Origin of the sequence: Iodobacter fluviatilis (genome assembly GCF_900451195.1) — a bacterium.
Lineage (GTDB): Bacteria > Pseudomonadota > Gammaproteobacteria > Burkholderiales > Chitinibacteraceae > Iodobacter > Iodobacter fluviatilis.
The window spans coordinates 2,567,904-2,593,612 of the sequence record NZ_UGHR01000001.1; the positions used below are offsets into that span (position 1 = coordinate 2,567,904).

Consider the following 25,709-nt stretch of genomic DNA (forward strand, 5'->3'; position numbering starts at 1 on the left):
AAAAAACCCGCAGCTTTTTAAGCAGCGGGTTTTTTATTGGGCAAAAGATCAGATTCGCCGGTATTCAACATAAGAGAATTCAATCCCCTTGGCGCTTTGCTGCGGCAACCTTGCCACCTCTTGCCATTCAGCGCGGTCAAATACCGGGAAATAAGCATCGCCCACGGGGCTTAAACCCACTTCAGTTAAATACAGCGTATTCACCAAAGGCAGCGAGCGGGTGTAAATCTCGCCACCACCGATTATAAATAACTTCTCAAGACCCGCCTTAGCCGCCTCATTCAGTGCCGATTCAAGACTTAAAAACGCTGTTGCACCCATAGCATGCCACTCAGCATTGCGCGTAATCACCCAATGCGGACGCCCCGGCAATAAACCTGGCAAGGATTCAAAAGTTTTGCGCCCCATCAGCATGGGCGAGCCCATGGTGAGCGCTTTAAAGTTTTTTAAATCTTCAGGTAAAGACCAAGGCAAACGGTTTTCTATACCGATCACGCCGTTTTGCCCGACGGCTGCAATAATCGCAATATCCATTATGTATCCCTTAAACTGCAATTGGCGCTTTTATCCCAGGATAAGGGTCGTACGCTTCCAGGGTAAAGTCTTCATATTCAAAATCAAAAATATCTTTTTTAAGCGGATTAAGCTTAAGCACGGGCAGAGCGCGTGGCGTGCGGGATAATTGCTCGTGCACCTGATCCAGGTGATTACTGTAAATATGGCAATCTCCACCCGTCCAGACAAAATCGCCCACAGCCAAATCACACACCTGGGCCAGCATCATCACTAGCATGGCGTAAGAAGCAATATTAAAAGGCACCCCTAGGAAAATATCCGCGCTGCGCTGATAAAGCTGGCAAGAGAGCTTGCCACGCTGATCAGCATCGTCAGCCGCTGCCGGGGCAACATAAAACTGAAAGAACGCATGGCAAGGCGGCAGAGCCATGTTTTCGATCTCGCCCACATTCCATGCCGAGACAATAATGCGCCGGGAATCAGGGTTATTTTTTAACTGCTGAACCACTTGGTTGATCTGATCAATATGGCGCCCATCCTTCGTTGGCCAGCTGCGCCATTGCGAGCCATACACAGGCCCCAGTTCGCCATCAGCAGCAGCCCACTCGTTCCAGATTTTAACCCCCCGCTCCTGCAGCCACTTCACATTGGTTTCGCCACGCAAAAACCACAGCAACTCATAAGCAATCGATTTCAAATGTGTTTTCTTAGTCGTGACCAAAGGAAAACCATCGGCCAGGTTAAAACGCATCTGATGCCCGAACACGCTGATCGTACCCGTGCCAGTACGGTCTTCTTTCCTGACTCCGTGGTCTAAAACATGTTGGAGAAGATCAAGATATTGACGCATAAGAGGGAACCATGATGATTTTAAACAGGGGCGAAGTTTATCAGATCAGCGCGCCAAAGGCAGTTCCACAACAAAGGTTGCGCCACTACCAAATTGGCTTTGGCAATAAACACGGCCATGCATCACTTCCACCAAGCGCTTTACAATCGACAAACCAAGGCCGGTTGTGTGCTCCCCCCCGGTTGGAAGCGCAGAAAGCCGGCTGAATTTCAAAAATAATTTTGGAATTTCATGGGGTGCAACGCCAGGGCCCTGATCAGCCACAAGCACCCGAACAAACTGACCATCAAGCTGGCTGCTTAAATGTATGGTACTTCCCTGAGGCGCATATTTAGAGGCATTTGAAAGCAAATTATCCAGCACCTGCCATAACGCCTGCCGGTCTGCTAGCACAGGGTATTCCCCCAGGCCCAGAACGCAGTTTTGCTGCTTAATTGCCAGCCGTTCTTCCCAGCTTGACAATAATTCGGTTAATAACTGACGTAAACAAAGCGGCTCGATATTCACTTGTACCGAGCCACTCTCCAAAGCTTCATGATCAAGCAGGTTACTTAAAATACATTGGGTACGATCAGCCAACAAACCAATACCGGATAATCTGTCGAGGATTTTTTCTCTGGGCCATTCATTTAAACGTAAAGCAATCAACTGGGCCATACCCTGAATACTGGCCACAGGGTTTTTTAAATCATGAGCTGCAATAGCAAGTAATTCATTTTTCTCTGTATTTAAATGGGTTAGTGAATCATTCAGAACTTCTAATTGCTGATTCCGTGTTGCAAGCTCAGCCGTTCTTTCTTCAACCAGTGTTTCCAAATGCTGCCTGTGCAGGCTGACGGTTTGTGACATTTCTGCAAAATTGCGGGCCAAATCACCCAATTCATCATTTCGTTCTAAATCCAGCTCGTTACTGGGTTTTCCTGCTGCAGCGGCATGAATTGCGTTTTTCAATCTCTTCAAAGGCAGTGCAACATCTTTTTTTAATACCAAGGCCATTAAAGCCAGCTCAAGCAAAAGGGCCAGCACGCCCAGAAAAAGAACCACACTCGTGGTTTTTGCTGCTTTTTCCTGCAATAGTCTTTTAGGGTACACAGTCACAAACAGCCAGTTTGCCCCTTCAATCGGCGCCACGCCCAACCAGTTCAAGCCATCCGGAGTTTCTACAAAACGCTCCCCCTTCCTCGCACTGAGCGTAGCCTCAAAAATACCTTTTAATACGGGATCTTGCTGAACTGTATAACGACCTTTACTTGCATGGATTTTATCCATCTTATCGGGATGGGCAATTAATAAACCCTGACGAGTCATCGTAATATTATATGTACCCGGAATATTGATTTTATTATTACGATCAATTAACTGATCCAATAAAACATCCTGGCCTATTCCACCAATATACCGCCCCAGATAATCAAGCGGCGTGACCACGGACACCATCCAGCGCAAGGCCTGCCGGTCAAAATAGATACCCGTCCAGAAGGTTTTTCTTTCAGGATTCATTGCGGGTGTAGCACCCAGCTCTGTATCAAGATCAATTGAAAAATCAGCGACTGATCCATTACGGGCATAATTTAAATCAGGCAGATACATTAAACTGCCATTAGAAACATTTAAATCAATAAAGGTATCGTAATAGCGATTTCTGAATGCCGGCCCATATTGAGATAAAACATCATAAGCCAATAAAACTTGCCGCATAAATGCAGGAGTTTGCCTAGCATCAGGCAATAAGGCGATTGTGGCTTTGCGCTCAAAATCGTCTTTTTGTACCTTAACCCTCCACATTCCATCTTTATCCTGAGCAATCAGCGAATGAAAAGCCGGACGGGGATCTTCGCTGCCCAGTAACACATAGCGGCGTAAAAACTCATCCCGAACAATTTTCGTGTTCGCTTCGGCCTGAATAAATAGTTCGCTTTCTAGCTGGCTGCGGGCAGTGATGTACTGGGCAAGATTGGAGAGGGCTTCTTCCTGGAAATTAACGTAACTCCAGTAATAGCTCAATGCAGAGAGCAGCACGCCTGCGATGGCAATACGCATGACCATATTGCGAAAAACGCGGCGAAAAAGACTATCACGGGATTGACGTAAGGTATCCATGGTAAACAAGATACCGTAAGCCGATGAATGTGCAAAGTACCAATTCAGCGACTTACTTAAAAGCTGGATTGCTCGGTTTCTAAAGCCTGATAAACAACGTCAGTAATTTCAAGCTCTTCTATACCGGCAGGCGTACGCAAGACCACCACATCCCCTTCCCTAGCCTTAATCAGCGCCCTAGCCACAGGCGATGTCCAGCTGATGTAATGGCGCTTCATATCGGTTTCATCAACACCTACAATAGAAACAGTTTCGCTACGGCCATCTTCGCGTAAGTAAGTCACGGTTGCACTAAAGAAAATTTGATCGGTGGCTTCGCGCAATTCCGGATCAATCACTTCTGCTAATTCAAGGCGTTTAGTCAAAAAACGAATGCGCCGGTCGATCTCACGCAAACGTCTTTTGCCATAAATATAATCACCATTTTCTGAGCGATCGCCATTCGAGGCCGCCCAGTTAATGAGTTGCGTCAGTTCGGGGCGCTCTTTTTGCACCAGCTGGGCAAATTCTGCTTTCATTTTCCGCCAGCCGCCCGGAGTCATATAATTTTTACTTCCTGCCGGAACACGCAGCTCAGCAGGAATTTCATCATCATCGGCTTCAGATTCCCGAACAAACGCTTTACTCATCACTACAACCTATTCGTCCGCCTGACGACCATTAATTTTCAGACCCGCCCAACGCATAATGCCCAGAATTTCCAGCTCAGTCAGCTCGTGGAACTGACCACGGCGCAAGCGGCCCGGCAGCGTCATCGAACCAAAACGAACGCGGATCAGACGGCTGACAATCAGGCCAAAATGCTCAAACATCCGGCGCACTTCACGATTGCGGCCTTCTTTCAGTACAACGTGGTACCAGTGGTTAAAGCCCTCACCGCCGCGTCTTTCAAGACGTGCGAAGTGTGCCGTACCGTCTTCCAACTCAATGCCTTTAAGCATCTCGTTGATTTGCTCCTGAGTCAGCTCGCCGAACACACGTACCGCGTATTCACGCTCAACTTCAAAACTTGGGTGCATCATGCGATTGGCCAGCTCACCCGATGTAGTGAACAGCAGCAAGCCACTGGTATTGTAATCCAAGCGCCCTACCGCTACCCATTTGCTGGACTTCAGGCGTGGCAAGCGATCAAACACAGTCACGCGGCCTTCCGGATCATCACGGCTGACCAACTCGCCCTCTTGTTTGTGATACATCACAATACGCGGCAGGCGGTCAGGCCATTTCAGCACCACTTTTTTGCCATCAAAACGAACTTCGTCGCCCAAGCTAACCTTACTACCTAAGGCAGCAATTTTGCCGTTAACCGACACTTTACCGGCAGCAATTGCGTCTTCCATTGCGCGGCGTGAGCCATATCCTGTAAAGGCAAGGGCTTTTTGCAAGCGCTCGGCGGGGATTTCCGTGGTTGCAACGCGACGCTCACGCAATTCTTTCTGCATTTGCAATTCGCGTACCGAGCCCTGGCGCAGTTGCATACGGCGCGCACGGCTTACGGTTTTGTATTTGGTTTTACGTACTTCACCTTCAGGCGCTATGCCGGCACTTGCAGCAGCAACTGCCTTATACGCTTCAAATGTCGGGCGCTCTGCCTTCCCACCCTGAGGATTAGGCTTAGAGCGTGGCGCGCGGGGCATGCGCGATTCCGCTGCCGCCGTGCTTGGCGCGCCTCGTCCACTGCGCCCACCCCTGCTTTGCTCTGGCATTGCTTCAGCAAAACCACTTGCCGCATTGCGGCCACGAGGCTTCGCACCTGTTACAGCAGATTTACCATACGCAGGATTGCGCCCCGCCTCACCGGCAGGTTTGCCGCCGCGAGAATTTGCCCCCGTCGCAGCAGGTTTGGCATAAGCAGGATTACGGGTAGAGAATTCTTCACCAGTGGCTTTGCCACCCGTACGTTTGCCTGCACCAGCAGCCTGCGCGCTGCGCTCGCTCGCCTTACGTTCTGCTATGGCGGGCTGGGGGCGACGTGATCGGGTGGTTTTCATGTGCGTTTCTTTCCAAAAAAACAGAGGATTATAACCTGAATACGCGCCTTACACTGCATTCATGCCTCACAATAGCAAACCGCCGATAAAATTATCGGCGGCTGCTGACTCAACTTCTTTGTTCTGGCATAAAAACATAAGGCTTAACAACAAGCAAGCGGCTGATTTTAAAATGCTTTAATCAAATAAATCTGCCGGGCATCTTGATTACAAACTACAGCACTGAAAAAAATGCAACGCAACCCAAACTGGTTAAACCCAAATTAAACACCTGCCCTTCCAGTGTTTGCCCGTGGTCTAATTCTGTACTTCGCAAGATTTCATGCATCACTTCTACTTCTTTATACCACTTCAAAAGACGCGTGTTATTGTTCAGAAAGTTTTCAATTTCCGCTTTTAAAGCATGTTCTCCGATCACATACACTGCGCCCTTATTATCCCCCCGCAGTTGCAAGGCAGGAGGAACCGTCACCCCAATCAGCGCAAGGTGAGACTGTAAATCATCACCAAAACGCTTCAGCTCGGAAGCCGCTTTCGTGTTTAATTCTGTTAAAGAAAACCCCTCTTCTGGCGAACCATCGGATAATAACGAAGCAATCTCAAGCAAAGTACTGCCTTGTTGATCACTACTCACTGCAGCAGACTCCGACACCGTATTCACAGCTACTCCCTATTGGAAAAGCATTTATGCTTAGCAATTAATATTAGCAAACAGCATCACATGCTAGCCGGTAAAATTTACATTCTTACTATTTTTTGCATCATACTTAGTTAAAAACGTAAAACTCTCATAACCATCCGGCAGCTCATCATTAATTCACACTCAAAATACAGCACACATAGTAAGGCAAATTGATTATAGGAACCCATAGCAAAAAACAAAGTTTTTTTGCATCTCGTTCTCATTTCAACATCAAATACTACAAAATGCCATTTTGAGCAATTCTAAAGCAAAGCGCACAAGCGATAGAGCAGATCATGCGCCTCACGTGCGGTCAACTCATCCGGATCAATTCCAGCTAGGGCATCCTGAAGCGGATGAGGCTCGGGCTCGATTTGCATCACGCTGGCCGTAGCAAATAAATCGCCCTGCATGCCGCCCTGCACACTATTTGATTCCAGCTCGAGCAATTTTTTCCTCGCTTGACGAACAACATCTTTTGGAACCCCTGCTAGCTGAGCCACTGCCACACCATAGCTTTGCGAAGCGGGGCCTTCCTGCACCGCATGCAAAAACACGATGCGGTCTTTATGCTCAACAGCATCTAAATGGACATTGGCGACAACGGGATAATCCTGCGCCAAACGAGTCAGCTCAAAATAATGAGTTGCAAACAAAGTATAAGCGCGGTTTTTCTCAATTAATGCTTTCGCAATTGACCAGGCCAGCGCCAAACCGTCAAACGTAGACGTGCCGCGACCCACTTCATCCATCAGGACCAAAGAATTTTCCGAGGCATTATTGAGGATGTTGGCTGTTTCGGTCATTTCCACCATAAAGGTAGAGCGCCCGCCCGCCAAGTCATCCGATGCCCCGATACGGGTAAAGATACGATCAAGTTTACCAATGGTGGCACTCTGTACGGGCACAAAACTCCCCACATGCGCCAGCAGTACAATCAGGGCTACCTGCCGCATATAAGTCGATTTACCCCCCATATTAGGGCCGGTAATCAACAGCAGCTTGCGCGCCACAGAGAAATCAACGCTATTAGAGATAAAGTCATCGATCTGTGCTTCAACCACCGGATGACGGCCCGCCTCGATACGCAAAAGCTGGCCTTCCACAAATTGCGGTGCAATATAATTGCCACGTTCGGCACGATCCGCAAGGCTGGCGAGCACATCGGCCGTTGCTAAAGCTTGCGCAGCCAAACGTAAAGCGCCCAAATAGGGCTGTAAACGCTGCAGCAAATCATCATAAAGTGCTTTTTCTAAGACCAAGGACCGCTCTTTTGCACTTAAAGCCTTATCTTCAAATAATTTCAGCTCGGGCGTTATATAACGCTCGGCGTTTTTCATGGTCTGACGACGACGATAATCGTCTGGCACGGCCCCTGAATAGGAGTTCGTAATCTCGATAAAATAGCCTGCAACGCGGTTGTACTCGACCCGCAGCGTAGGAATGCCCGTGCGTTCACGCTCACGCGCTTCCAGCTCCAGCAAGAACTCACCGCCATGGGTTTGGATGGTACGCAGCTCATCCAGCTCACTGCTATAGCCATCGGCAATCACGCCGCCTTCGCGCAGCACCACAGAGGGCTCGGTCTGAATAGCGGCACTCAGCAAGCTCAGAATCTGCGCATCAGGCGATAATGCTTTACCTAGCGACGCAAAGAAATCATCCTGCGGCAATACCGCAATCAGGGCAGGCAACGCCGCCAGACTATCCCTCAAGCTAGATAAATCACGCGGCCTTGCGCTAGATAAAGCAATACGGGCGGTAATCCGCTCCACGTCCGCCACGCAATCCAAAGCTGCATGAATGGGCTCAAACGAAGCCGTTGCCAGCAGTGCCGCAATGGCATTTTGCCGCTGCATAATTTTGCTACTGGATCTAAGCGGGTGATGCAACCAGTGCCGCAGCAGGCGTGAGCCCATGCCGGTGGCGCATTGATCAAGCAGGGAAAATAAAGTCGGCGAGCTTTCACCACGAATCGTTTCGGTGATTTCCAGATTACGGCGCGTGGCGGCATCTAGCTCAATATATTGGCTTTGCGACTCACAACGTAGGCCAGCCAACACGGGCAATGCGCCGCCCTGCGTGCTGCGAACGTATTCCAGCAAAGCACCTGCCGGGCCAAGTGCCAGCATGCCTTCACTCACACCAAAACCTGCTAAATCGTGCGTCTCAAAATGACGGGATAAATTACGCACCGCAGCCGCGCTTTCAAATTGCCAGGGCGGCAATTTACGCACCACAGCGCTGGCCTGATCAAACAAAGCCAGGCCTGCATCGTCGGCCACTAGGATTTCAGCCGGGCGCAAGCGTTCTAATTCTGAAGCCAGCTTATCTGCCGTGCTATCCATCAGGGCAAAATCACCTGAGGCAAGCGATAGCCAAGCCATCCCCATCTTTCCACGCGAGAAACTCAGCGCCAGCAATCGATTCTCGGTTTTTACATCGAGCAAAGCGGTATCAGTCAGGGTGCCCGGCGTGACCACACGCATGACTTTGCGCTCAACCGGCCCCTTGCCGGTGACTTCACCCACTTGCTCGCAAATCGCCACCGATTCGCCCATTTTGACGAGGCGGGCCAGATATTGCTCTGCCGCGTGATAAGGCACACCCGCCATGCGAATCGGCTCACCCGCAGTTTGGCCACGGGTGGTCAGTGTGATATCGAGTAATTTGGCTGCACGAACTGCATCATCAAAGAACAATTCGTAGAAATCACCCATGCGATAAAAAAGCAGCTTATCCGGGTGATCACTCTTTAAACGCAGGTATTGCTGCATAAATGGCGTGTGCGTTGGTTTGGCGCTAGCGCTTGGTTTTTTTTCCGCCATTTTTGTATTCCCTTGCTGAAATATCAATTCAAAAAAAACACTTCTAATCATATGGCCGCCATTATCCAATCAGGGCAACGGCAAGTCCACGCGAGCTAACGGCAAAATAACCGTCAGCCATAAAAAAAGCGTCACCAGAGATGACGCTTTTTTTTAAAAACGCTAAGAAATACGCGTTAATTATTTATTGTGCTGACGAATGACCGACAACATCTGGCCGAATACGCGTGGCGTACCGCACAGAATATCACCAGATTGCAAGAAGCCTTCTTCGCCATTTAAATCAGTCACTAAACCACCCGCTTCTTGTACCAGCAAGGAGCCCGCAGCGATATCGACTGTTTTAAGATCAAATTCAAAGAAACCATCGTAACGACCGCAAGCCACATAAGCCAGATCCAAGGCTGCAGCGCCCGGACGACGCAAGCCAGCAGACTTTTGCGTCATATCGCGGAAAATATTGATGTAGTTTTCAAGATGATCAAAGCGGGTGTACGGAAAACCAGTGGCGATCAAACCATCTGTTAATTCACGTACTTTAGAAACGCGGATACGACGATCATTCAGGTAAGCGCCCACACCACGCGTTGCGGTAAACAAATCATTGCGGCAAGGATCATATACTACGGCTTGGGTAATCACGCCTTTATGTTCCAGAGCAATCGATACCGCGTACTGAGGAACGCCATGCAAGAAGTTGGTGGTGCCATCCAATGGATCAATAATCCATGTGTACTCTGACTGACCGCGGTTACCCGACTCTTCGGCCATAATGGCGTGTGTTGGATACGCTTCGAGGATGGTATCAATAATCGCTTGTTCAGCTGCACGGTCTACTTCGGATACAAAGTCGTTATGACCTTTTTTCTCAACGGCTAAATGATCCAGATTACTGGACGCACGTTGAATGATAGAAGCAGCGCGGCGCGCGGCGCGCACAGCGGTATTGAGCATTGGATGCATGGCTATTCCTGATTAAAAGTAAAAGATCGACCAACGGGGCAGCGCAACAGGGCCTAAAAAACGCGACACAGCATGAATCACAGTATATATTCGTGTGGATCAAAATCGCATTCCAACCCATTTCGGGCTACCCGATATAAGATTGGCCGCTATTCTACCTGTGCTCTCAAAATGAATAAACAAGTGTTCTCAAAATGACTCAAGAAACTCCTCGCAATTCTCCTGCCGAATGCCTCTCTCGTATTCGAGTGGTACTGTCTCACACCTCCCACCCCGGCAATATCGGCTCCACCGCCCGCGCCATGAAAACCATGGGAATCAACAAGCTCTATCTGATTAACCCCAAAGAATTCCCATCGGACACAGCCACCGCTTTAGCCAGTAATGCTGACGATGTGCTTAATACCGCTACTGTGGTTGGTAGCATGGAAGAAGCACTTGCGGGCACGACTTTGCAAATTGCCCTGACCGCACGCCGCAGAGAACTCGCCCACCCGCTACAAACCCCAAGACAGCTTGCGCCAGAAATTATTCAGACCATCCAGGCGGGCCACGATATTGCGCTGGTTTTTGGCACGGAAATGTCTGGCCTGACGATAGACGAAGTGCTGCTTTGCAACCGTATGGCCACCATCCCTACCAATCCGGATTACTCCAGCCTGAATTTAGCGCAAGCGGTGCAAGTATTCGCTTACGAAATCTTCGCGACCCTTGCTGACGATGTGTCCTATCTTGCCGAAAGTCGTGACAGCGCCACCCACGATGCGATGGAGCATTTCTTTACCCATCTGGAAGAAACGCTAAGCACGATTGGTTTTCTTAAGCCCGACGCCCCAAAGCGCCTGATGCCCAGAATGCGGCGCATGTTTACCCGCGCCAATCTGGAGCGCGAAGAAGTCGATATTTTGCGTGGCTGGTTACGCGCCACCACAAGCACAGAAAGATGGCCCAAACCACCCCAATAAACCGGGCATAAAAAACGGCTTTGAGTTCATTCAAAGCCGTTTTTTCTGGGCATTCCTTCAGCAATTAAGCTGCTTTTTCCCCGCCAAACTCCTCGTACGCCTGCAAAGCCTCTGCCCCTGTCATTACACTGGGGCCGCCCCCCATATAAATAGCGACTTGCAGCATTTCCATAAACTCGGCCCGAGTCACACCCATGCTGACGCAGGCCTTGGCATGAAACCCCAAGCAACCCTGACAACGTGCGGCGATGCCGATGGCCATTGCGATCAGCTCCTTGGTTTTTTTATCTAGCGCACCATCACCATGAGTGGCTTTGGCCATTTGCCCAAACCCCGCCATCGTTGCCGGAATCGCTTTATTCATTTGAGTAAGCTGAGCGCTGATGTCATTCACGACGGCTTTGTAACTGGAGCTCATTTTCTCTTCCTTTATAAAATATATAAATACATAATATTATTTTATATATAAAAAAGCAAGAAAAAACCCGCCGGTGTTTTTACCGACGGGATATCTATCACCTTATGCCACGTCAAGGATTACTCAAGCCGGGCCACAACCGGCCTTGTCGCATCAGCACACCACTCACTCCATGAACCTGCATAGAGCCTCGCACCACGAAGCCCAGCCACTTCTAACGCCAGCAGATTATGGCAAGCAGTGACACCTGAGCCGCATTGTTGCACTGTTTGACTTACATCCACTCCTGCCAATAATGACAACCATTCAACCCTAAGTACTTCGGCAGGCTTAAAACGCCCATCTTCCTGCACATTGTTCTGAAAGAAACGATTGATTGCACCGGGGATATGCCCGCCCACAGGATCCAGCGTTTCGCCCTCTCCCATAAAACGAGAAGGAGAACGAGCGTCCACCACGGTAAAAACAGCACTTTGGATATTCTCCAGCACCTCTTTTACATCCACCTTTAACTCGGGGCGCAGCTCCGCAACAAATTTGGCAGCAACTGGCACGGGCAAGTCTCTAACCACTCTGCCCTGCCAGGCCGCCATTCCCCCATCCAAAACCTGCACCTGATCATGCCCCAACCAACGCAGCAGCCACCACAATCTGGCCGCGTACATTCCACCCTGTGCGTCATAAGCCACCACATGGCGATTGCGACTTAGCCCAAGACTCGCCAACTTATCCGCCAAAACTTGCGGATCAGGCAAAGGGTGGCGGCCATTCGTCCCTGTTTTAAGCCCGGAAAGATCGTCATCCAGATGCAGGAAATATGCGCCTGGCAAATGGCCTTCCGCATAGGCCAAGCGCCCCGCCTGCGGATTAGCCAGATCATGACGGCAATCAATCAGCAGCACATCGGCCAGCTGTTCTTGTAATTGCGAAGCAGAGATAAGAGGGCTCATCGGCAATCCTTAGTGCGTTAATCAAAAAACAGGCCCGTACGGATACGGGCCTGCGGGAAAGAATTGTAAAGCTCAGGTTTTAGGCAACGTTACGCCACTCTGGCCCTGATATTTACCACCGCGATCGCGGTAGGAGGTTTCACATACGTCATCTTCATCGGCTTCAAAGAACAAAACCTGCGCTACGCCTTCGTTGGCGTAAATCTTAGCGGGCAGCGGCGTGGTGTTAGAGAACTCCAGCGTCACATAACCTTCCCACTCCGGCTCAAACGGGGTGACATTCACAATAATGCCGCAACGCGCGTAGGTTGATTTACCCAGACACACCGTTAAAGCATTACGGGGAATGCGGAAATATTCAACAGTACGCGCCAATGCAAAAGAATTTGGCGGGATGATGCAATAACCCTTACCAGAAACATTCACAAAGCTGCCTTCGTCAAAGTTTTTTGGGTCAACAATCGTCGAGTTAATATTGGTAAAAACTTTAAACTCATCGGCACAGCGAATATCGTAGCCGTAGCTGGAAGTACCATAAGAAACAATACGTTCGCCGTTTACTTCCTTCACCTGGCCTGGCACAAACGGCTCGATCATGCCGTGCTCGCTGGCCATACGACGAATCCACTTATCTGATTTGATACTCATTACTGTCACATCCCCATTACATATTTGCGGCTATTGTAGCTGCGGAGCATCTGCCACGCATCTATAATCATCACAACTAAGGAGATTCTCTTGATGCCTAACAAGCTTTGTCCAGAATTAAAACTCGCCACCACATCCAATCTGCACTTCGATACCACCGCACTGAAAGGCCAAGCCTTTGTGCTCTATTTTTACCCCAAAGACAGCACCCCGGGCTGCACCACCGAAGGCGGTGATTTTCGCGATCATCATGCCGAATTTCTTGCCGCCCAATGCCTCGTTTTTGGCATTTCCAGAGACAGCATTAAAAGCCACGAAAACTTCAAAGCCAAGCAAGAATATCCTTTCGAGTTAGTTTCTGACCCAGATGAGACAGCCTGCCTTGCTTTTGATGTCATGAAGCAAAAGAAGATGTATGGTAAGGATGTAAGGGGAATTGAGCGCAGCACCTTCGTGATCAACAAGGAAGGAGAAATCGCAAAAGAATGGCGTGGCGTGAAAGTGCCGGGTCATGTAACAGAAGTACTGGAGTTTGTAAAAACGCTTTAAGTTGCATTGCAGGGTGAGGCCGCACAAGGCTTAGGTTTTGTCCAACTCACCCCAGCCCACCTTTTTCCGTTCCAGGAGTTCATCATGGCAACCCGCAAGCGCAAAGCACCGAGTGTCACCAAGCTCTTCGTTCTGGATACCAATGTTTTAATGCACGACCCCACCTCTTTGTTCCGATTTGAGGAGCACGATCTCTTTCTACCGATGATGACTTTAGAAGAGCTCGACAACAACAAAAAAGGCACTTCCGAAGTCGCCCGTAATGCCCGGCAAGCCAGCCGTTTTCTGGAAGAGCTGATTTCCGGCAAAGAATCTGACCTGCATAACGGCGTACTGCTTGATACTGCCAGCAAGGGGCAAGCGCTGGGCCGGCTATTTATGCAAACCGAAGCCATTACCAGCGTACTACCCGCCCAGCTCCCCATGGGCAAGGCCGACAACCAAATTCTGGGCGTTGTCCACCATCTGCAACAAATGCACACTTCACGCCAAGTAATCCTAGTTTCCAAAGACATCAATATGCGCATCAAGGCGCGGGCGATGGGGCTGGCGGCAGAAGACTACTTTAACGATAAAGTTTTAGAAGACACCGATCTGCTATATACCGGCATGCGTGAAATTAACCAAAAATTTTGGGAGCGCAACGGTAAAGATCTGCAAAGCTGGCAAGAAGGCGGCCGCAGCTACTGGAAAATAAAAGGCCCGGACTGTGCCGAGCTTTACGTTAACCAGCTACTCTATCAGGCTGGCGACACACCTTTGTCGGCTCGTGTCATCAACGTGGAAGGCAAAACGGCGCTAATTGAAAGCTTAAAAGACTACAGCCACCAAAAAAACGCCATCTGGGGCATTGTCGCCCGCAATCGCGAACAAAATTTCGCCCTCAATCTACTCATGAATCCCGACGTTGATTTTGTCTCCCTGCTTGGCCAGGCGGGTACAGGTAAAACCCTGCTCACGCTTGCAGCAAGCTTGGCGCAAACACTGGAGTCCAAGATTTACAGCGAAATCATCATGACCCGCGTCACGGTGCCTGTAGGAGAAGACATCGGCTTCTTACCCGGTACCGAAGAAGAAAAAATGATGCCGTGGATGGGCGCACTGGAAGACAATCTGGATGTACTCAACCAATCGGATGCCGAAGCAGGTGATTGGGGGCGCGCCGCCACGCGCGATTTAATCCGCTCACGCATTAAAGTAAAATCGCTCAACTTTATGCGCGGCCGCACCTTCCTCAAGAAATTTCTGATTATCGACGAGGCGCAAAACTTAACGCCCAAGCAAATGAAAACCCTCATCACCCGCGCCGGCCCCGGCACCAAGGTGGTGTGCCTAGGTAATATCAGCCAGATCGACACCCCCTACCTGACTGAGGGCAGCTCAGGGCTGACTTATGTAGTCGATCGCTTTAAAACATGGGAGCACTCCGGCCACATCACCCTGACACGGGGTGAGCGATCCAGACTGGCGGATTACGCGGCAGAAGCTCTGTAGTTCTTGGATTTTTGTAAGGATAAGGGTCTGCGTTGGCAGACCCTTTTTATTGCCTGTACGAAACGTGATTCGAAACTATGGCACTGTTTGGTCAGCGCGGGTTGACCATAGCTAACTAGCCCTCCGATTCCTTCGCAAGTAAGTGAGCAAGAAGTTGGTCTACTCGCTCATCCGTTAGCCCTACTCCACTTCGCTCGAAGTCCCACTTCCATATGTACCCCAACTCATCCATCGAGAAATGGTCAAATATTGAGTACAGCATGGCACCCGCATCATTCCTGGAGGCAGCGTATTCCTTTGTCAAGTCACGCAGCAATGCGCTAACAGATCGACAGGAGGACAGTTTGGCCTTCCACAACTCTATGTGCTCGTCAGGCATAGTACTTAATTGATTGATAATCATATTTTCTCTCAATAACTGCCCAGCTTTGCAAACCAAGCTTTAACATCAAAGCCAAAATCCTGTACAGCGGGTTAGCTACAGGGGCACCCCCTCAGCATTAAAACAGGGTAGGCACCAAAGAGTACCCACCCTGCATTCACTCTACTGAAACGCCACCTCAGCAAAACTCCTTAACTTACGACTATGCAGCTGGCCTTCGCCCTGATCGCGCAGCAGCTCCATGGCCCGAATACCAATTCGCAAGTGCTGATCAACCCGCTCGCGGTAGAAGTGATTCGCCATACCGGGGAGTTTAATCTCGCCGTGCAGCGGTTTATCACTCACGCAGAGCAGCGTTCCATAAGGCACGCGAAACCTGAAGCCGTTTGCGGCGATGGTGGCGCTTTCCATATCCAGCGCAATGGCACGGCTTTGGCTAAAGCGGCGCTGCGGGCGATTATCGGGAAGCAATTCCCAATTGCGGTTATCGGTGCTGGCCACGGTACCGGTACGCATAATGCTTTTTAACTCGGCACCTTTCATTTCGGTGATTTGTGAAACGGCCGCTTCCAAGGCAAGCTGAATTTCAGCCAATGCTGGCACCGGCACCCAAAGTGGCAAATCCTCATCCAGCACATGATCTTCACGCACATAGCCGTGCGCCAGCACGTAATCGCCCATTTGCTGGGAATTACGCAGGCCAGCGCAATGGCCCAGCATGATCCATGCATGAGGGCGCAATACGGCAATATGATCGGTAATGGTTTTGGCATTGGCAGGGCCAACGCCGATATTCACCATGCTGATCCCTGTGTTATCTGCACGGATCAGATGGTAAGCGGGCATTTGCGGCAAGCGCGGTGGTGCTGCGCCCAGTGCATCAATGGCTTCGGCAGCAAGGCCAATACGGCGGGTGATCACATTGCCCGGCTCTACAAAGGCAATGTATTCGCTATCCGGGTCTTGCATGCATTCATGCCCAAGCCGCACGAACTCATCAATGTAAAACTGGTAATTGGTAAACAGTACAAAATTCTGAAAATGCTCGGGCACCGTGCCCGTGTAATGGCGCAAGCGGTGCAGGGAGTAATCAACCCTGGCGGCGGTAAACAAAGACAGCGGCTCTGGCTCACCAGGCTTAGGCTCGTAAGTGCCATTGGCAATGCCATCGTCCATGGCAGATAAATCAGGCAGATCAAACATATCGCGCATCAGCTGGCGGCGCTCTGCAGTGAGCGTGCCTTCAATATGATCGTGTTCGGCAAAAGAGAAATGCACCGGCATGGGCTGGGTGCTTACGCCGACTTCCAGCTCATTTCTGTGGCTTTGCAAGAGCAGCGTAAATTGCTCAAGATAGTATTTATCGTAAAGATCAGGGCGGGTTAAGGTGGTTTCAAAGCTGCCCGGCCCCGCCACAAAGCCATAGCTCAGATGCGCACTCTCATTGGTGAGCCTTGCAACGGTATCGGTTTGGATTCTTACAAAAGGATAATAAGCCCGAACATGACCCGGCAAAGCTTCACCGGCCACAAAACGCTGCATGGCATCGCGCAAATGCGTCACGCTGCTTTCATAAATCAAACGCACCTGTGCAAGGGCTTCAAGCGGATCGGTATGGCGGGTTGGTGCAATAAACTCGGGCAAATAGGGCATACGTCGACGGCTCATTGGGGCGTCTCCATTTTTTTCATTGGGATTACACAGAACAAATCTTTCTACCGGACCCATTCTACTTTTAAACAGATTACGATTATCTTATTTTATCAAATCCCAAATCTGACTTGAGCCAATGCACGCGGTTCAACTTAATCGCGATAAATACACGCACAACTTTTTACAATATCAATGCGGGCAACAGCCCACCGACCAGAACACCCCTCTAAAAACGACACTCTCCGAGCAAAAAAACAGCTACACGCCCGCCAATACACGGGTTCAGGCATAAAAAAACCGGGCACACGGCCCGGTTTTGTCTCTGGCAAATTGATTACGCAGCTAGGTTTTGCGCCTGGATGGCGGTCAGCGCAATGGTAAACACAATGTCATCCACCAAAGCACCGCGTGACAAATCATTTACCGGTTTACGCAAGCCTTGCAGCATAGGGCCAACACTCACTACATGGGCGCTACGTTGTACAGCCTTGTACGTGGTGTTACCTGTATTCAGATCAGGGAATACAAACACGGTTGCCTTACCTGCCACAGTGCTGCTTGGCGCTTTTTGTGCGGCCACTTCGGATACCGATGCTGCGTCGTACTGCAGCGGGCCATCCAGCACCAGATCAGGGTAGCTACTACGGGCCAGCTCGGTGGCTTCGCGTACCTTATCCACATCGGCCCCCGCACCAGATTTACCGGTGCTGTAGCTGATCATGGCTACTTTAGGATCTACACCAAATGCACGTGCACTATCCGCACTTTGCTTGGCAATTTCGGCCAGCTGTACTGCATTCGGATTAGGATTAATCGCGCAATCGCCGTAAACCAATACCTGCTCCGGCATCAGCATAAAGAAGACCGAAGACACAATCGACGAGCCAGGCGCAGTTTTGATCAGCTGCAACGCAGGTCGCACCGTACTTGCTGTGGTGTGGATCGCGCCAGATACTAGGCCATCCACCTTGTTCACGGCCAGCATCATGGTACCCAGCACAACAGTATCTTCAAGTTGCTGTAATGCTTGGCCCGGAGTAAGGCCCTTGCTCTTACGCAGCTCAACCATCGGCTCTACATACTCGGCACGGATCACATCCGGATCCAGAATCTCAAGACTTTCTGGCAGCATCACACCCTGCGCAGCGGCAATGGCTTCGATGGTGGCGCGTTTACCCAGCAAGACGCAGTGAGCAATGCCTTTTTCTTCACAAATAATGGCCGCGCGAATAGTGCGTGGCTCTTCACCCTCAGGCAAGACCACGGTTTTACGCACTGAGCGCGCTTTTTGGATGAGCTGATAGCGGAAAGCCGGAGGCGACATCCGTGTGGATGGCGGCACTTGCACCGCATTCATCAGCATGGCCATATCGATTTGCTCGGATACGGCGTCCAGCACCAGATTCATGCGCTCGCTGTCGTCGGTGGCTACTGCTGGTGGCAATTGGGTAATACGAATAGCAGTATTAAAGCTGTCGCTGTCCGTACGCATCACCGGAATACCACTTGTTAAGGCCTGACGCGCTAATTCCAGAATACGGCTGTCCGGCTGGCTGGAATGCGTCAGCAGCAGTCCGGCCAGTTGCACGCCCTGGCTAGCGGCCAGAGCAGTTGCCAGCATCACATCATCCCTGTCCCCGGCACTTACCACCAAAGCCCCTGCTTTCAAGCGCTCAATCACTTCAGGAACAGAACGAGCCGCCACCACGGTCTCTAGCACACGACGGTTTGCAATATCGCCTTCAATCAGGATTTCTGCATTCAAATGACGGGCAATATCTAAGGTGCGCGGCGCAAGCAAGGCCGGATCAAACTTAATAAAACCCCACAATGGAATACCATCCAGCTCGTATTGCACAGAAGCCGCGTCAAACTGCGCGGTGGCTTTATTGAAGATCACACCGGCCACTTTGCAGCCTTCATTCTTCAGCTGACTGGCCGCAAGGCGCGATTCCGCCACCGCACCCGTTGCGCGCGCATTGGCCACCAAAATCACTTCGGCCTGCAAGCTGCGGGCTACTTCATTATTTAATCTGGCGGTAAATGCATTGCTTGGATCCAAATGCATACCTTCAACGACCAATACATCCACGCCATGCGCAGCGCCCATACACAGGCTGACAATATCTTCTAATAATTCGTCATTTTGCCCTGCAGATACGCGGGCAATGACCTGAGCAATCGACAAAGACTGCGGGCATTCAATCTGGCAAATTTGTGAGGCAAAATGCGTAGAGCGCTCAATACCCTGCGGCTCTTGTGAAACCGGCTTTACAAATCCCACTTTCAGACCCTGGTGTTGTAAAGCGCGAACCACACCTAAAGATACCGAAGTAAGGCCGACATTTTGTCGGGTTGGAGCCACAAAAAAGGTTTGCATATATCATCCTCAGCACGTAACAAACTTTGCTACTAAAAAACACATCAAATAAGGGGTGTAAGGCTGGCGGGCATGCATCTAATAAAACAGGATGCCCGCGAAGGCCGTCAATGTAGAACATTGCGCCGCATTTAGGTCGGCAACTTTCACACCTTGAGCACGATCTTTGTTCCATGTCATAAAAAAATGCTGCATCGCACACTAAATCAGCTAAATTCAAACCCGGCGCGGGTGTTTTAATGAGTTTAGCAGTCTTGCCTGCAAAAAAAGAGCCGTTTGCCCGCCGGTTTTCAAGCATCAGAAACCTTAGTATTTGCTTAAGTAGTCCTGTCACCCTGCTTTAAAACAGTGTTTCGAGTTAGAATCGCACAGCAACTTTTAGCAAGCCCAAGCGACCTATACAGATCGGCTTGCCCACCACTCCATTCATCACCGCGGTGAGATTTATGACGGTTATTGTCGTTTTCAATCAAAAAGGTGGCGTTGGTAAAACCACCGTCAGCGCCAACCTAGCCGCCGCCATCGCCAAAAATGGCGTAGAGCCGCTGGTGATTGATTTAGACCCACAAGCTCACCTCACCTCGCTCTACGGCATAAAACCTAAAAGCAGCCAAAGCATTTATCGCTTCTTTCAGGGCGCAAGCACACTATCTGATTTAATTATTACAAGAGATGACGGCATTAACTTTGTGCCCTCTCATTTAGAGCTGGGAAAAGTAGACGCGCAGCTTACCCGCCACAAAGATCATGTATGGCGGCTGAAGCTGGCACTGACAGCAGAAATGCTTTCGGGCTATGGCCTGCCCATCATTATTGACTGCACCCCCACGCTGGGCGTGCTGTCTTTTTCTGCCATGTTTGCTGCCGACATCATTCTTGCCCCCGTTGCCGCCGAATACCTGGCCCTGAACGGCGCAGTACAGCTAGCACAAACACTAAAAGGACTTGAAAAGTTTCAGGCCAGAAAGCCAAGGCGCTTTCTGATCAACCGCTACACGCCTGGGCAAATCACATCAGAAACCGTAGCAGGCCAGCTAATCAAACACTTCCCTGGAGAAGTGCTTAAAACCCGAATCAGAGAGCAAGAAGCGCTCTCTGCGGCAGTGGGCAGCGGCGCAAACATCTTCGACTTTGCCCCCACCTCAGGTGCAGCAGCAGATTTTACTTTTTTGCTGGACGAGCTCATCGAATCCAGCCTGATTTCGCTGTCACTGGATTTACCGTTTGAGTGAGGCTTTTTTAATAAGGGCAGAAAGACTAGAAAGATCTGCATAAACAGTGCGTACGGAGTTTAAAGGCAGAACACGGAGAAAGCCTGAGAGAAATACAGATCAATAACTTTCATACCTTAGATTTTTCAGCTTTTTTCTCTGCATACTTTGTGCTCTTACCGCGCTCTGCATCTAAAGCCCCCCCCCCCTAATACTCCACTGGCACCGGATCTAAGCTGCGCCACAGATACCATGTGGCGACGGTGCGCCAGGGCTGCCATTTTTGCGCCAAGTCACAGATAATACCTCGCGGCAGTCTTTCATTGTTGTGGTAAAGCAGCGCAATCGCCTTAAGCAGGCCGATATCGTCCAGCGGCAGCACATTGGGACGGAGCAGGTAAAAGATAAGAAACATCTCTGCGGTCCAGCGGCCTATGCCGCGAATATCGACCAACCTGCCAATGACCGCCTCATCATCCAGATCATGCCAAAGTGCCACATCCAGCAGGCCAGCCTGCTGGTGCCTTGCTAAATCATAAAGATATTCCACTTTGCGGGCGGATAAGCCACAGGCGCGCAATTCCTCCACACTACTTTCCAGCACGCGCGTAGCTTCAATTTTTTGTAAATGAGCCGCAAAACGCGACCAGACCGAATCCGCCGCTTTTACGGAGATTTGCTGGCCGACAATGGCACGAGCTAGAGTGTGAAACACCTCGCCACGCCCTTCTAGGCTGATATCTGGATAGCGGGCAATTAAACCAGCCATCACGGAATCGGCGGCAGACAACTCAGCTGTGGCTTGGTCCCAATAGGCAGGCTTGCCATAAATTGTGCTCATTTGACTCCCCCTGTGCGGCGCCTTTACCAAGCCATAGCTTATTTTGCAGGCAAAAAAATGGCGGAAGAAGGTCTTATGCTTACCCTCTTCCGCCTTCGACAAATCGCTTACTCGCCAGCAACCGTCATCTTACTCACTAAAATCGAGCCCACCTTGCGGCTGGACCATGGCTGACTATCATCACCAATACCCACAATATTTTTAAAGATGTCACGTAAATTACCAGCAATGGTGATTTCTTCTACCGCGTATTGAATCACGCCGTTTTCCACCCAAAAGCCTGCAGCACCACGGGAATAATCACCCGTCACCATATTAGTACCGTGGCCAAGCAATTCAGTCACAAACAAGCCTGTGCCCAACTCTGCCAATAGCTGAGCAAAGGTATGCGTGGGCGCAACGATCAGATTGTGCGCGCCGCCTGCATTACCGGTGGTGCGCATGCCTAATTTGCGTGCGGAATAGCTAGATAAAAAGTAGCCATTTAGCACGCCCTGGCTGACCACATCACGCGCCACGGTGGCCACGCCTTCTGCATCAAATGCACCGCTGCTCATGCCTTTTTTAAGGAAGGGATCTTCTTTAATGCTGACACAAGGCGCAAAAACAGTCTGCCCTAGGCTGTCAGGCAAAAAGCTGGATTTGCGATAAAGGCTACTGCCGCTGACAGCTTGCACAAAAGTGCCGATCAAGCCGGAAGCCACCGGTGCTTCAAACAACACCGGATATTCGCCCGTTTTTACGCGACGGGCACCAAGGCGGCGCAAAGAACGCTCGCCTGCACGCTTTCCCACAGCAACCGCCGAATCCAGGTCTTCAGGAGATCTGGCCGAGCTGTACCAGTAATCGCGCTGCATCCCCGATTCATCTTCGGCAATCACCGCAGCTGAAAGACTATAGCGTGAGCTGCGCTCTGCACCCATAAAGCCTAAGGAATTGGCATATACAAAACGGCTCGCCCCGGTAGAAACCGATGCTCCTTCCGAATTACTGATGCGCGCATCCACACTACGAGCCGCGTTTTCACACTCTGTTGCCAGTGCAATTGCGCCTTCTACCGATAAATCCCATGGATGGTATAAATCGAAATCCGGAAAAGACGTTGCCAACCGGTCTGCATCCGGCAAGCCTGCAAAAGAATCTGCTGCTGTAAAGCGGGCAATGGCCAGCGCTGCCCTGACGGTTTCTTTAATCGCATCAGGCGAAAAATCACTGCTGCTGGCATGGCCTTTTTGCTGGCCCAGATAAACGGTAACGCCTACCCCTTTATCGCGGTTGTATTCGATGGTTTCTACTTCACCCAGACGCACCGATACATTTTGCCCATAGCCTTCAGACACATCCACATCGCAGGCTGTTGCGCCTTGATTTTTCGCCTGCTCGAGCACCATGGAGGCTAAATCACATAATTCTTGCTGATCAAAACTAAATTCGGACACAGTTCATTTCCTGTTTAGCGGTTCGTTGTTATAAAGCACACCGGCAACATAAGTGGCGGCGAAATAAATAATTCTGAAGGGGCAAGGCCCCTCTGTATAAGCAAATCTTTGGCCTCTGTTCTTTTTTCTATGCACTCTATGACAGAAAAAGAGGCAGTCTTTGGTATCATACCGGTTTTGCAAGCAAGTAGCCCTATCATGGCAAGACCAAAACACGACCTTCCTGACGACGATATCGAGTACGTCAGCAAAACAGAAATGAAGTCAGAAATGACTGCCCTGCAAAAACTCGGCGAAAAACTGATCCCGCTGGATAAAAAGCAACTGGCCACGCTCAAGCTACCAGAACGGCTTTATGACGCCATTATTGCGGCGAAAAAAATCACCGCAAATGGCGCGACGGCCAGACAAAAGCAATTTATCGGCAAGCTAATGCGTGATGTCGATCCAGAGCCAATTAACGAGCTACTGGCTAAATTAGCAGGCCTTTCTGACAAGCACAGCGCTTGGTTACATCGCTTAGAGCGTTTACGTGAAAGCATGCTGGCCGACCCTAAAGTCATTGAAAATTTCGTGACCGAGCATCCAACAGTAGAAATTCAACAGCTGCGCCAGCTCGTTCGCAATGCTTTAAAAGAGCGCGAGCAGCAAAAACCAGCCAAAGCGTTCCGCGAGTTATTTAAGCTCATCAAACAATATATTCCAGAGCCAGCACTACCCGGCCTTGAAGTATCCAATACAGAAGAAGACGAAGAATAAATGACTTGGCAAATCGAATGCACCGCACTGCTGTTCGATATGGACGGCACCTTAGTTGATTCAACCCCTTGTATTGAAGGGCTGTGGCGACGATGGGCTGTTCGCCAACATTTAGACCCCGATTTGGTCATGCAGCATGTGCACGGACGACGTGGCATAGAGACGATTGCCCTTGTCGCTCCGCATCTTGATGCAGCGGCCGAAGTGGTCGAATTACTTAAAGAAGAAGCTCGCAGCTTAGATGGCACGGTGGCCATTGACGGTGCTGCGGATTTTCTGGCACAGCTTCGCCCAGATCAATGGGCCGTTGTGACCTCCGCCCCGCGCGAAATCGCCTTAGCGAAATTAACTTATGCGGGCCTACCTGCGCCAGCAAGGCTGATTTCAGCAGACGATGTCACGCATGGCAAACCGCACCCCGAAGCTTTTTTAAAAGGCGCAGCACTGTTTGGTTTAGATCCTCAGCAGTGCGTGGCTTTTGAAGATGCACTCAGCGGCGTGCAATCGGCGCAAGCGGCGGGCATTCCGGTGATTGCGCTCACTTCATCGCACTCCGCCCAAGAACTCAGTCATGCAGAGCACATCATCGCCAACTACCACTCGCTCACTCTCAAAGTGGGTGATCGCATTGTTATATCAGGACTTAGCCAGTGATAAATACGGTAAAAATCGGACTTGTTTCTATTTCTGACCGTGCTTCAAGCGGCGTTTATCAGGATCTCGGCATTCCCGCCTTAGCAGAATGGCTGGATCAGGCGCTGAGCAGCCCGCATCACACCATCAGCCGCCTGATTGCCGATGAGCAAGCGCTGATCGAAGCCACACTGAAAGATTTGGTCGATACCGAGGGCTGTCACCTAATTTTAACCACGGGCGGCACCGGCCCCGCGCTACGTGATGTAACGCCTGACGCTACGCTGGCGATTGCAGATCGCATCATGCCAGGCTTTGGCGAACAAATGCGCCAAATCAGCCTGCATTATGTGCCCACGGCTATTCTTAGCCGTCAGGTGGGCGTGATTCGTAAACAGTGCCTGATTTTAAATCTGCCAGGCCAGCCTAAATCGATCAAAGAAACGCTGGAAGGCGTGAAAGACGAAAACGGCAAAGTTTTGGTCAACGGCATTTTTGCCGCAGTGCCCTACTGCATTCAGCTGTTAGACGGCCCCTATATCGAAACCCATGCAGCCATCGTTGCCAGTTTCAGACCCAAATCCGCCATTAAAGCCCAATAAACAGTGGTTTGAAATACGCAGCCGAGCGCCATAAACAGCGCCCTGAGCACCTGCACGATAACAACAAGGAACAAATCATGAGCAATGCAGAATTACTACCCTGCGTAGAAATTGAAACCGCCGATCAGCCCACCGCCAGCGTTATTTGGCTGCATGGTCTTGGCGCGGATGGCAATGATTTTGCGGGCATTGTGCCTGATTTTCAGCTACCGGCAGATTTAGCCGTACGTTTTGTGTTTCCGCACGCGCCCTATATGCCGATCAGCTGCAATAACGGCTACGTCATGCGGGCTTGGTACGATATTCTGCATTTCGATCAAATCAGCCGTCAGGCCGATGTGGCCGGCGTCAATGTGTCGGTAGAAATGATCCGCGCCCTGATTGCGCGTGAAAATCAGCGCGGTGTGCCGAGTGATCGCATTATTCTGGCGGGGTTTTCACAAGGCGGCGCGATTGCCTATACGGCGGGCACGCTGCACCCGGAAAAACTGGCCGGGATTGTGGCGCTATCCACATACCTGCCTGCGCCTGAGTTAATCCAAGCCGGGCTCAGCAACCAGAACACCCCCATCTTTGCCGCACACGGCAGTGCCGACCCTGTTGTAGGCCTTGCTCTTGGCGTGGCCGCAAAAGACACGCTCAGCGGGCTGGGCTTTAGCATCAGCTGGCAAACATGGCCGATGCAGCATTCAGTGTGCATGCCGGAAATCCAGGCGATCGGGCAGTTTATTCGTCAGCGCTTAGCCTGATCCATATGTGCAGAAAACAGTTTTAAATTGTTTTCTGCTTTATCCTCCACAAATCTCAAAACCATCGCAGCAAATATTACTTTTAGCCGAAAAGTGATTATTTCAT

General features: G+C 50.4%; 23 protein-coding genes. 8 read left to right on the forward strand and 15 right to left on the reverse strand.

Annotated elements, in window-relative coordinates; translation table 11 throughout:
* Positions 1–48 precede the first annotated feature (48 nt).
* The 8 genes from DYD62_RS11790 to DYD62_RS11825 form a co-directional block, all read right to left on the reverse strand.
* Positions 49–534, reverse strand: coding sequence for a dihydrofolate reductase (locus DYD62_RS11790; protein ID WP_115227517.1), 486 nt, complete (start codon positions 532–534; stop codon positions 49–51).
* A 10-nt stretch (positions 535–544) separates the two neighbouring features.
* Positions 545–1,366, reverse strand: a complete 822-nt coding sequence (locus DYD62_RS11795; RefSeq protein ID WP_115227518.1) for a thymidylate synthase — start codon at positions 1,364–1,366, stop codon at positions 545–547.
* Between the two features lie 45 nt (positions 1,367–1,411).
* Positions 1,412–3,466, reverse strand: coding sequence for an ATP-binding response regulator (locus DYD62_RS11800; RefSeq protein WP_115227519.1), 2,055 nt, complete (start codon positions 3,464–3,466; stop codon positions 1,412–1,414).
* Between the two features lie 56 nt (positions 3,467–3,522).
* Entirely contained in the window at positions 3,523–4,095 is a 573-nt protein-coding gene (gene greB / locus DYD62_RS11805) for a transcription elongation factor GreB (RefSeq protein WP_115227520.1), read from the reverse strand.
* A gap of 9 nt (positions 4,096–4,104) precedes the next feature.
* Positions 4,105–5,457: a 23S rRNA pseudouridine(2605) synthase RluB gene (rluB, locus tag DYD62_RS11810; RefSeq protein ID WP_115227521.1), complete on the reverse strand. Its 1,353-nt coding sequence runs from the start codon at positions 5,455–5,457 to the stop codon at positions 4,105–4,107.
* Between the two features lie 214 nt (positions 5,458–5,671).
* Positions 5,672–6,118: a hypothetical protein gene (locus DYD62_RS11815; protein ID WP_115227522.1), complete on the reverse strand. Its 447-nt coding sequence runs from the start codon at positions 6,116–6,118 to the stop codon at positions 5,672–5,674.
* 284 nt (positions 6,119–6,402) lie between these two features.
* A complete protein-coding gene (gene mutS / locus DYD62_RS11820; protein WP_115228287.1) occupies positions 6,403–8,967 on the reverse strand; it encodes a DNA mismatch repair protein MutS in 2,565 nt (854 codons plus the stop codon).
* A gap of 180 nt (positions 8,968–9,147) precedes the next feature.
* The gene (locus tag DYD62_RS11825; protein ID WP_115227523.1) at positions 9,148–9,930 is read right to left on the reverse strand and encodes an inositol monophosphatase family protein; all 783 of its coding nucleotides are present in this window, start codon (positions 9,928–9,930) and stop codon (positions 9,148–9,150) included.
* A 194-nt stretch (positions 9,931–10,124) separates the two neighbouring features.
* Between DYD62_RS11825 and DYD62_RS11830 the strand changes: the two genes are divergently transcribed.
* Entirely contained in the window at positions 10,125–10,895 is a 771-nt protein-coding gene (locus DYD62_RS11830) for an RNA methyltransferase (RefSeq protein WP_115227524.1), read from the forward strand.
* Between the two features lie 64 nt (positions 10,896–10,959).
* On the opposite strand, the gene DYD62_RS11835 is transcribed toward DYD62_RS11830, so the two are convergent.
* The 3 genes from DYD62_RS11835 to dcd all read right to left on the reverse strand — a co-directional run bounded on the left by DYD62_RS11835 (position 10,960) and on the right by dcd (position 12,911).
* Positions 10,960–11,313 carry a carboxymuconolactone decarboxylase family protein gene (locus DYD62_RS11835; RefSeq protein ID WP_115227525.1) on the reverse strand — a complete coding sequence of 118 codons (354 nt, stop codon included), beginning with the start codon at positions 11,311–11,313 and terminating at the stop codon, positions 10,960–10,962.
* 119 nt (positions 11,314–11,432) lie between these two features.
* The gene (locus DYD62_RS11840; RefSeq protein WP_115227526.1) at positions 11,433–12,263 is read right to left on the reverse strand and encodes a sulfurtransferase; all 831 of its coding nucleotides are present in this window, start codon (positions 12,261–12,263) and stop codon (positions 11,433–11,435) included.
* Between the two features lie 72 nt (positions 12,264–12,335).
* Entirely contained in the window at positions 12,336–12,911 is a 576-nt protein-coding gene (gene dcd, locus DYD62_RS11845) for a dCTP deaminase (protein WP_099396154.1), read from the reverse strand.
* A 93-nt stretch (positions 12,912–13,004) separates the two neighbouring features.
* Here dcd and DYD62_RS11850 point away from each other — a divergent pair, with 93 nt between their 5' ends.
* Entirely contained in the window at positions 13,005–13,460 is a 456-nt protein-coding gene (locus tag DYD62_RS11850; RefSeq protein WP_172476498.1) for a peroxiredoxin, read from the forward strand.
* Between the two features lie 84 nt (positions 13,461–13,544).
* Positions 13,545–14,954 (forward strand): PhoH family protein, encoded by a 1,410-nt coding sequence (locus DYD62_RS11855; protein WP_115227528.1) that lies wholly within the window; start codon positions 13,545–13,547, stop codon positions 14,952–14,954.
* A 544-nt stretch (positions 14,955–15,498) separates the two neighbouring features.
* On the opposite strand, the gene DYD62_RS11865 is transcribed toward DYD62_RS11855, so the two are convergent.
* On the reverse strand, positions 15,499–17,004 hold the full coding sequence (locus DYD62_RS11865; RefSeq protein WP_233702909.1) for an AMP nucleosidase: 1,506 nt from the start codon (positions 17,002–17,004) through the stop codon (positions 15,499–15,501).
* A gap of 319 nt (positions 17,005–17,323) precedes the next feature.
* Entirely contained in the window at positions 17,324–19,369 is a 2,046-nt protein-coding gene (pta, locus tag DYD62_RS11870; protein ID WP_115227531.1) for a phosphate acetyltransferase, read from the reverse strand.
* Positions 19,370–19,815: 446 nt separating this feature from the next.
* Between pta and DYD62_RS11875 the strand changes: the two genes are divergently transcribed.
* Positions 19,816–20,601 carry a ParA family protein gene (locus tag DYD62_RS11875; RefSeq protein ID WP_115227532.1) on the forward strand — a complete coding sequence of 262 codons (786 nt, stop codon included), beginning with the start codon at positions 19,816–19,818 and terminating at the stop codon, positions 20,599–20,601.
* Between the two features lie 187 nt (positions 20,602–20,788).
* Here the strand turns inward: DYD62_RS11875 and DYD62_RS11880 are convergent, their stop codons facing one another.
* A complete protein-coding gene (locus tag DYD62_RS11880) occupies positions 20,789–21,421 on the reverse strand; it encodes a DNA-3-methyladenine glycosylase family protein (RefSeq protein ID WP_115227533.1) in 633 nt (210 codons plus the stop codon).
* Between the two features lie 107 nt (positions 21,422–21,528).
* Entirely contained in the window at positions 21,529–22,860 is a 1,332-nt protein-coding gene (gene pmbA / locus DYD62_RS11885; RefSeq protein WP_115227534.1) for a metalloprotease PmbA, read from the reverse strand.
* A 198-nt stretch (positions 22,861–23,058) separates the two neighbouring features.
* Between pmbA and yjgA the strand changes: the two genes are divergently transcribed.
* The 4 genes from yjgA (at position 23,059) to DYD62_RS11905 (ending at position 25,603) form a co-directional block, all read left to right on the forward strand.
* A complete protein-coding gene (yjgA, locus tag DYD62_RS11890; RefSeq protein ID WP_115228288.1) occupies positions 23,059–23,619 on the forward strand; it encodes a ribosome biogenesis factor YjgA in 561 nt (186 codons plus the stop codon).
* Positions 23,620–24,273, forward strand: a complete 654-nt coding sequence (locus DYD62_RS11895; protein ID WP_115227535.1) for an HAD-IA family hydrolase — start codon at positions 23,620–23,622, stop codon at positions 24,271–24,273.
* Positions 24,273–24,854, forward strand: a complete 582-nt coding sequence (gene mog / locus DYD62_RS11900; protein WP_115228289.1) for a molybdopterin adenylyltransferase — start codon at positions 24,273–24,275, stop codon at positions 24,852–24,854. The genes DYD62_RS11895 and mog overlap by 1 nt, the downstream gene beginning before the upstream one ends.
* A gap of 77 nt (positions 24,855–24,931) precedes the next feature.
* On the forward strand, positions 24,932–25,603 hold the full coding sequence (locus tag DYD62_RS11905; RefSeq protein ID WP_115227536.1) for an alpha/beta hydrolase: 672 nt from the start codon (positions 24,932–24,934) through the stop codon (positions 25,601–25,603).
* Positions 25,604–25,709 lie beyond the last annotated feature (106 nt).

What these genes read in the sequence shown, in the direction of transcription:
- DYD62_RS11790 (WP_115227517.1), bottom strand. Translation starts at nt 534, where the DNA reads ATGGATATTGCGATTATTGCAGCCGTCGGGCAAAACGGCGTGATCGGT.
- DYD62_RS11795 (WP_115227518.1), bottom strand. Translation starts at nt 1,366, where the DNA reads ATGCGTCAATATCTTGATCTTCTCCAACATGTTTTAGACCACGGAGTC.
- DYD62_RS11800 (WP_115227519.1), bottom strand. Translation starts at nt 3,466, where the DNA reads ATGGATACCTTACGTCAATCCCGTGATAGTCTTTTTCGCCGCGTTTTT.
- greB (WP_115227520.1), bottom strand. Translation starts at nt 4,095, where the DNA reads ATGAGTAAAGCGTTTGTTCGGGAATCTGAAGCCGATGATGATGAAATT.
- rluB (WP_115227521.1), bottom strand. Translation starts at nt 5,457, where the DNA reads ATGAAAACCACCCGATCACGTCGCCCCCAGCCCGCCATAGCAGAACGT.
- mutS (WP_115228287.1), bottom strand. Translation starts at nt 8,967, where the DNA reads ATGGCGGAAAAAAAACCAAGCGCTAGCGCCAAACCAACGCACACGCCA.
- DYD62_RS11825 (WP_115227523.1), bottom strand. Translation starts at nt 9,930, where the DNA reads ATGCATCCAATGCTCAATACCGCTGTGCGCGCCGCGCGCCGCGCTGCT.
- DYD62_RS11830 (WP_115227524.1), top strand. Translation starts at nt 10,125, where the DNA reads ATGACTCAAGAAACTCCTCGCAATTCTCCTGCCGAATGCCTCTCTCGT.
- DYD62_RS11835 (WP_115227525.1), bottom strand. Translation starts at nt 11,313, where the DNA reads ATGAGCTCCAGTTACAAAGCCGTCGTGAATGACATCAGCGCTCAGCTT.
- DYD62_RS11840 (WP_115227526.1), bottom strand. Translation starts at nt 12,263, where the DNA reads ATGAGCCCTCTTATCTCTGCTTCGCAATTACAAGAACAGCTGGCCGAT.
- dcd (WP_099396154.1), bottom strand. Translation starts at nt 12,911, where the DNA reads ATGAGTATCAAATCAGATAAGTGGATTCGTCGTATGGCCAGCGAGCAC.
- DYD62_RS11850 (WP_172476498.1), top strand. Translation starts at nt 13,005, where the DNA reads ATGCCTAACAAGCTTTGTCCAGAATTAAAACTCGCCACCACATCCAAT.
- DYD62_RS11855 (WP_115227528.1), top strand. Translation starts at nt 13,545, where the DNA reads ATGGCAACCCGCAAGCGCAAAGCACCGAGTGTCACCAAGCTCTTCGTT.
- DYD62_RS11865 (WP_233702909.1), bottom strand. Translation starts at nt 17,004, where the DNA reads ATGAGCCGTCGACGTATGCCCTATTTGCCCGAGTTTATTGCACCAACC.
- pta (WP_115227531.1), bottom strand. Translation starts at nt 19,369, where the DNA reads ATGCAAACCTTTTTTGTGGCTCCAACCCGACAAAATGTCGGCCTTACT.
- DYD62_RS11875 (WP_115227532.1), top strand. Translation starts at nt 19,816, where the DNA reads ATGACGGTTATTGTCGTTTTCAATCAAAAAGGTGGCGTTGGTAAAACC.
- DYD62_RS11880 (WP_115227533.1), bottom strand. Translation starts at nt 21,421, where the DNA reads ATGAGCACAATTTATGGCAAGCCTGCCTATTGGGACCAAGCCACAGCT.
- yjgA (WP_115228288.1), top strand. Translation starts at nt 23,059, where the DNA reads ATGGCAAGACCAAAACACGACCTTCCTGACGACGATATCGAGTACGTC.
- DYD62_RS11895 (WP_115227535.1), top strand. Translation starts at nt 23,620, where the DNA reads ATGACTTGGCAAATCGAATGCACCGCACTGCTGTTCGATATGGACGGC.
- DYD62_RS11905 (WP_115227536.1), top strand. Translation starts at nt 24,932, where the DNA reads ATGAGCAATGCAGAATTACTACCCTGCGTAGAAATTGAAACCGCCGAT.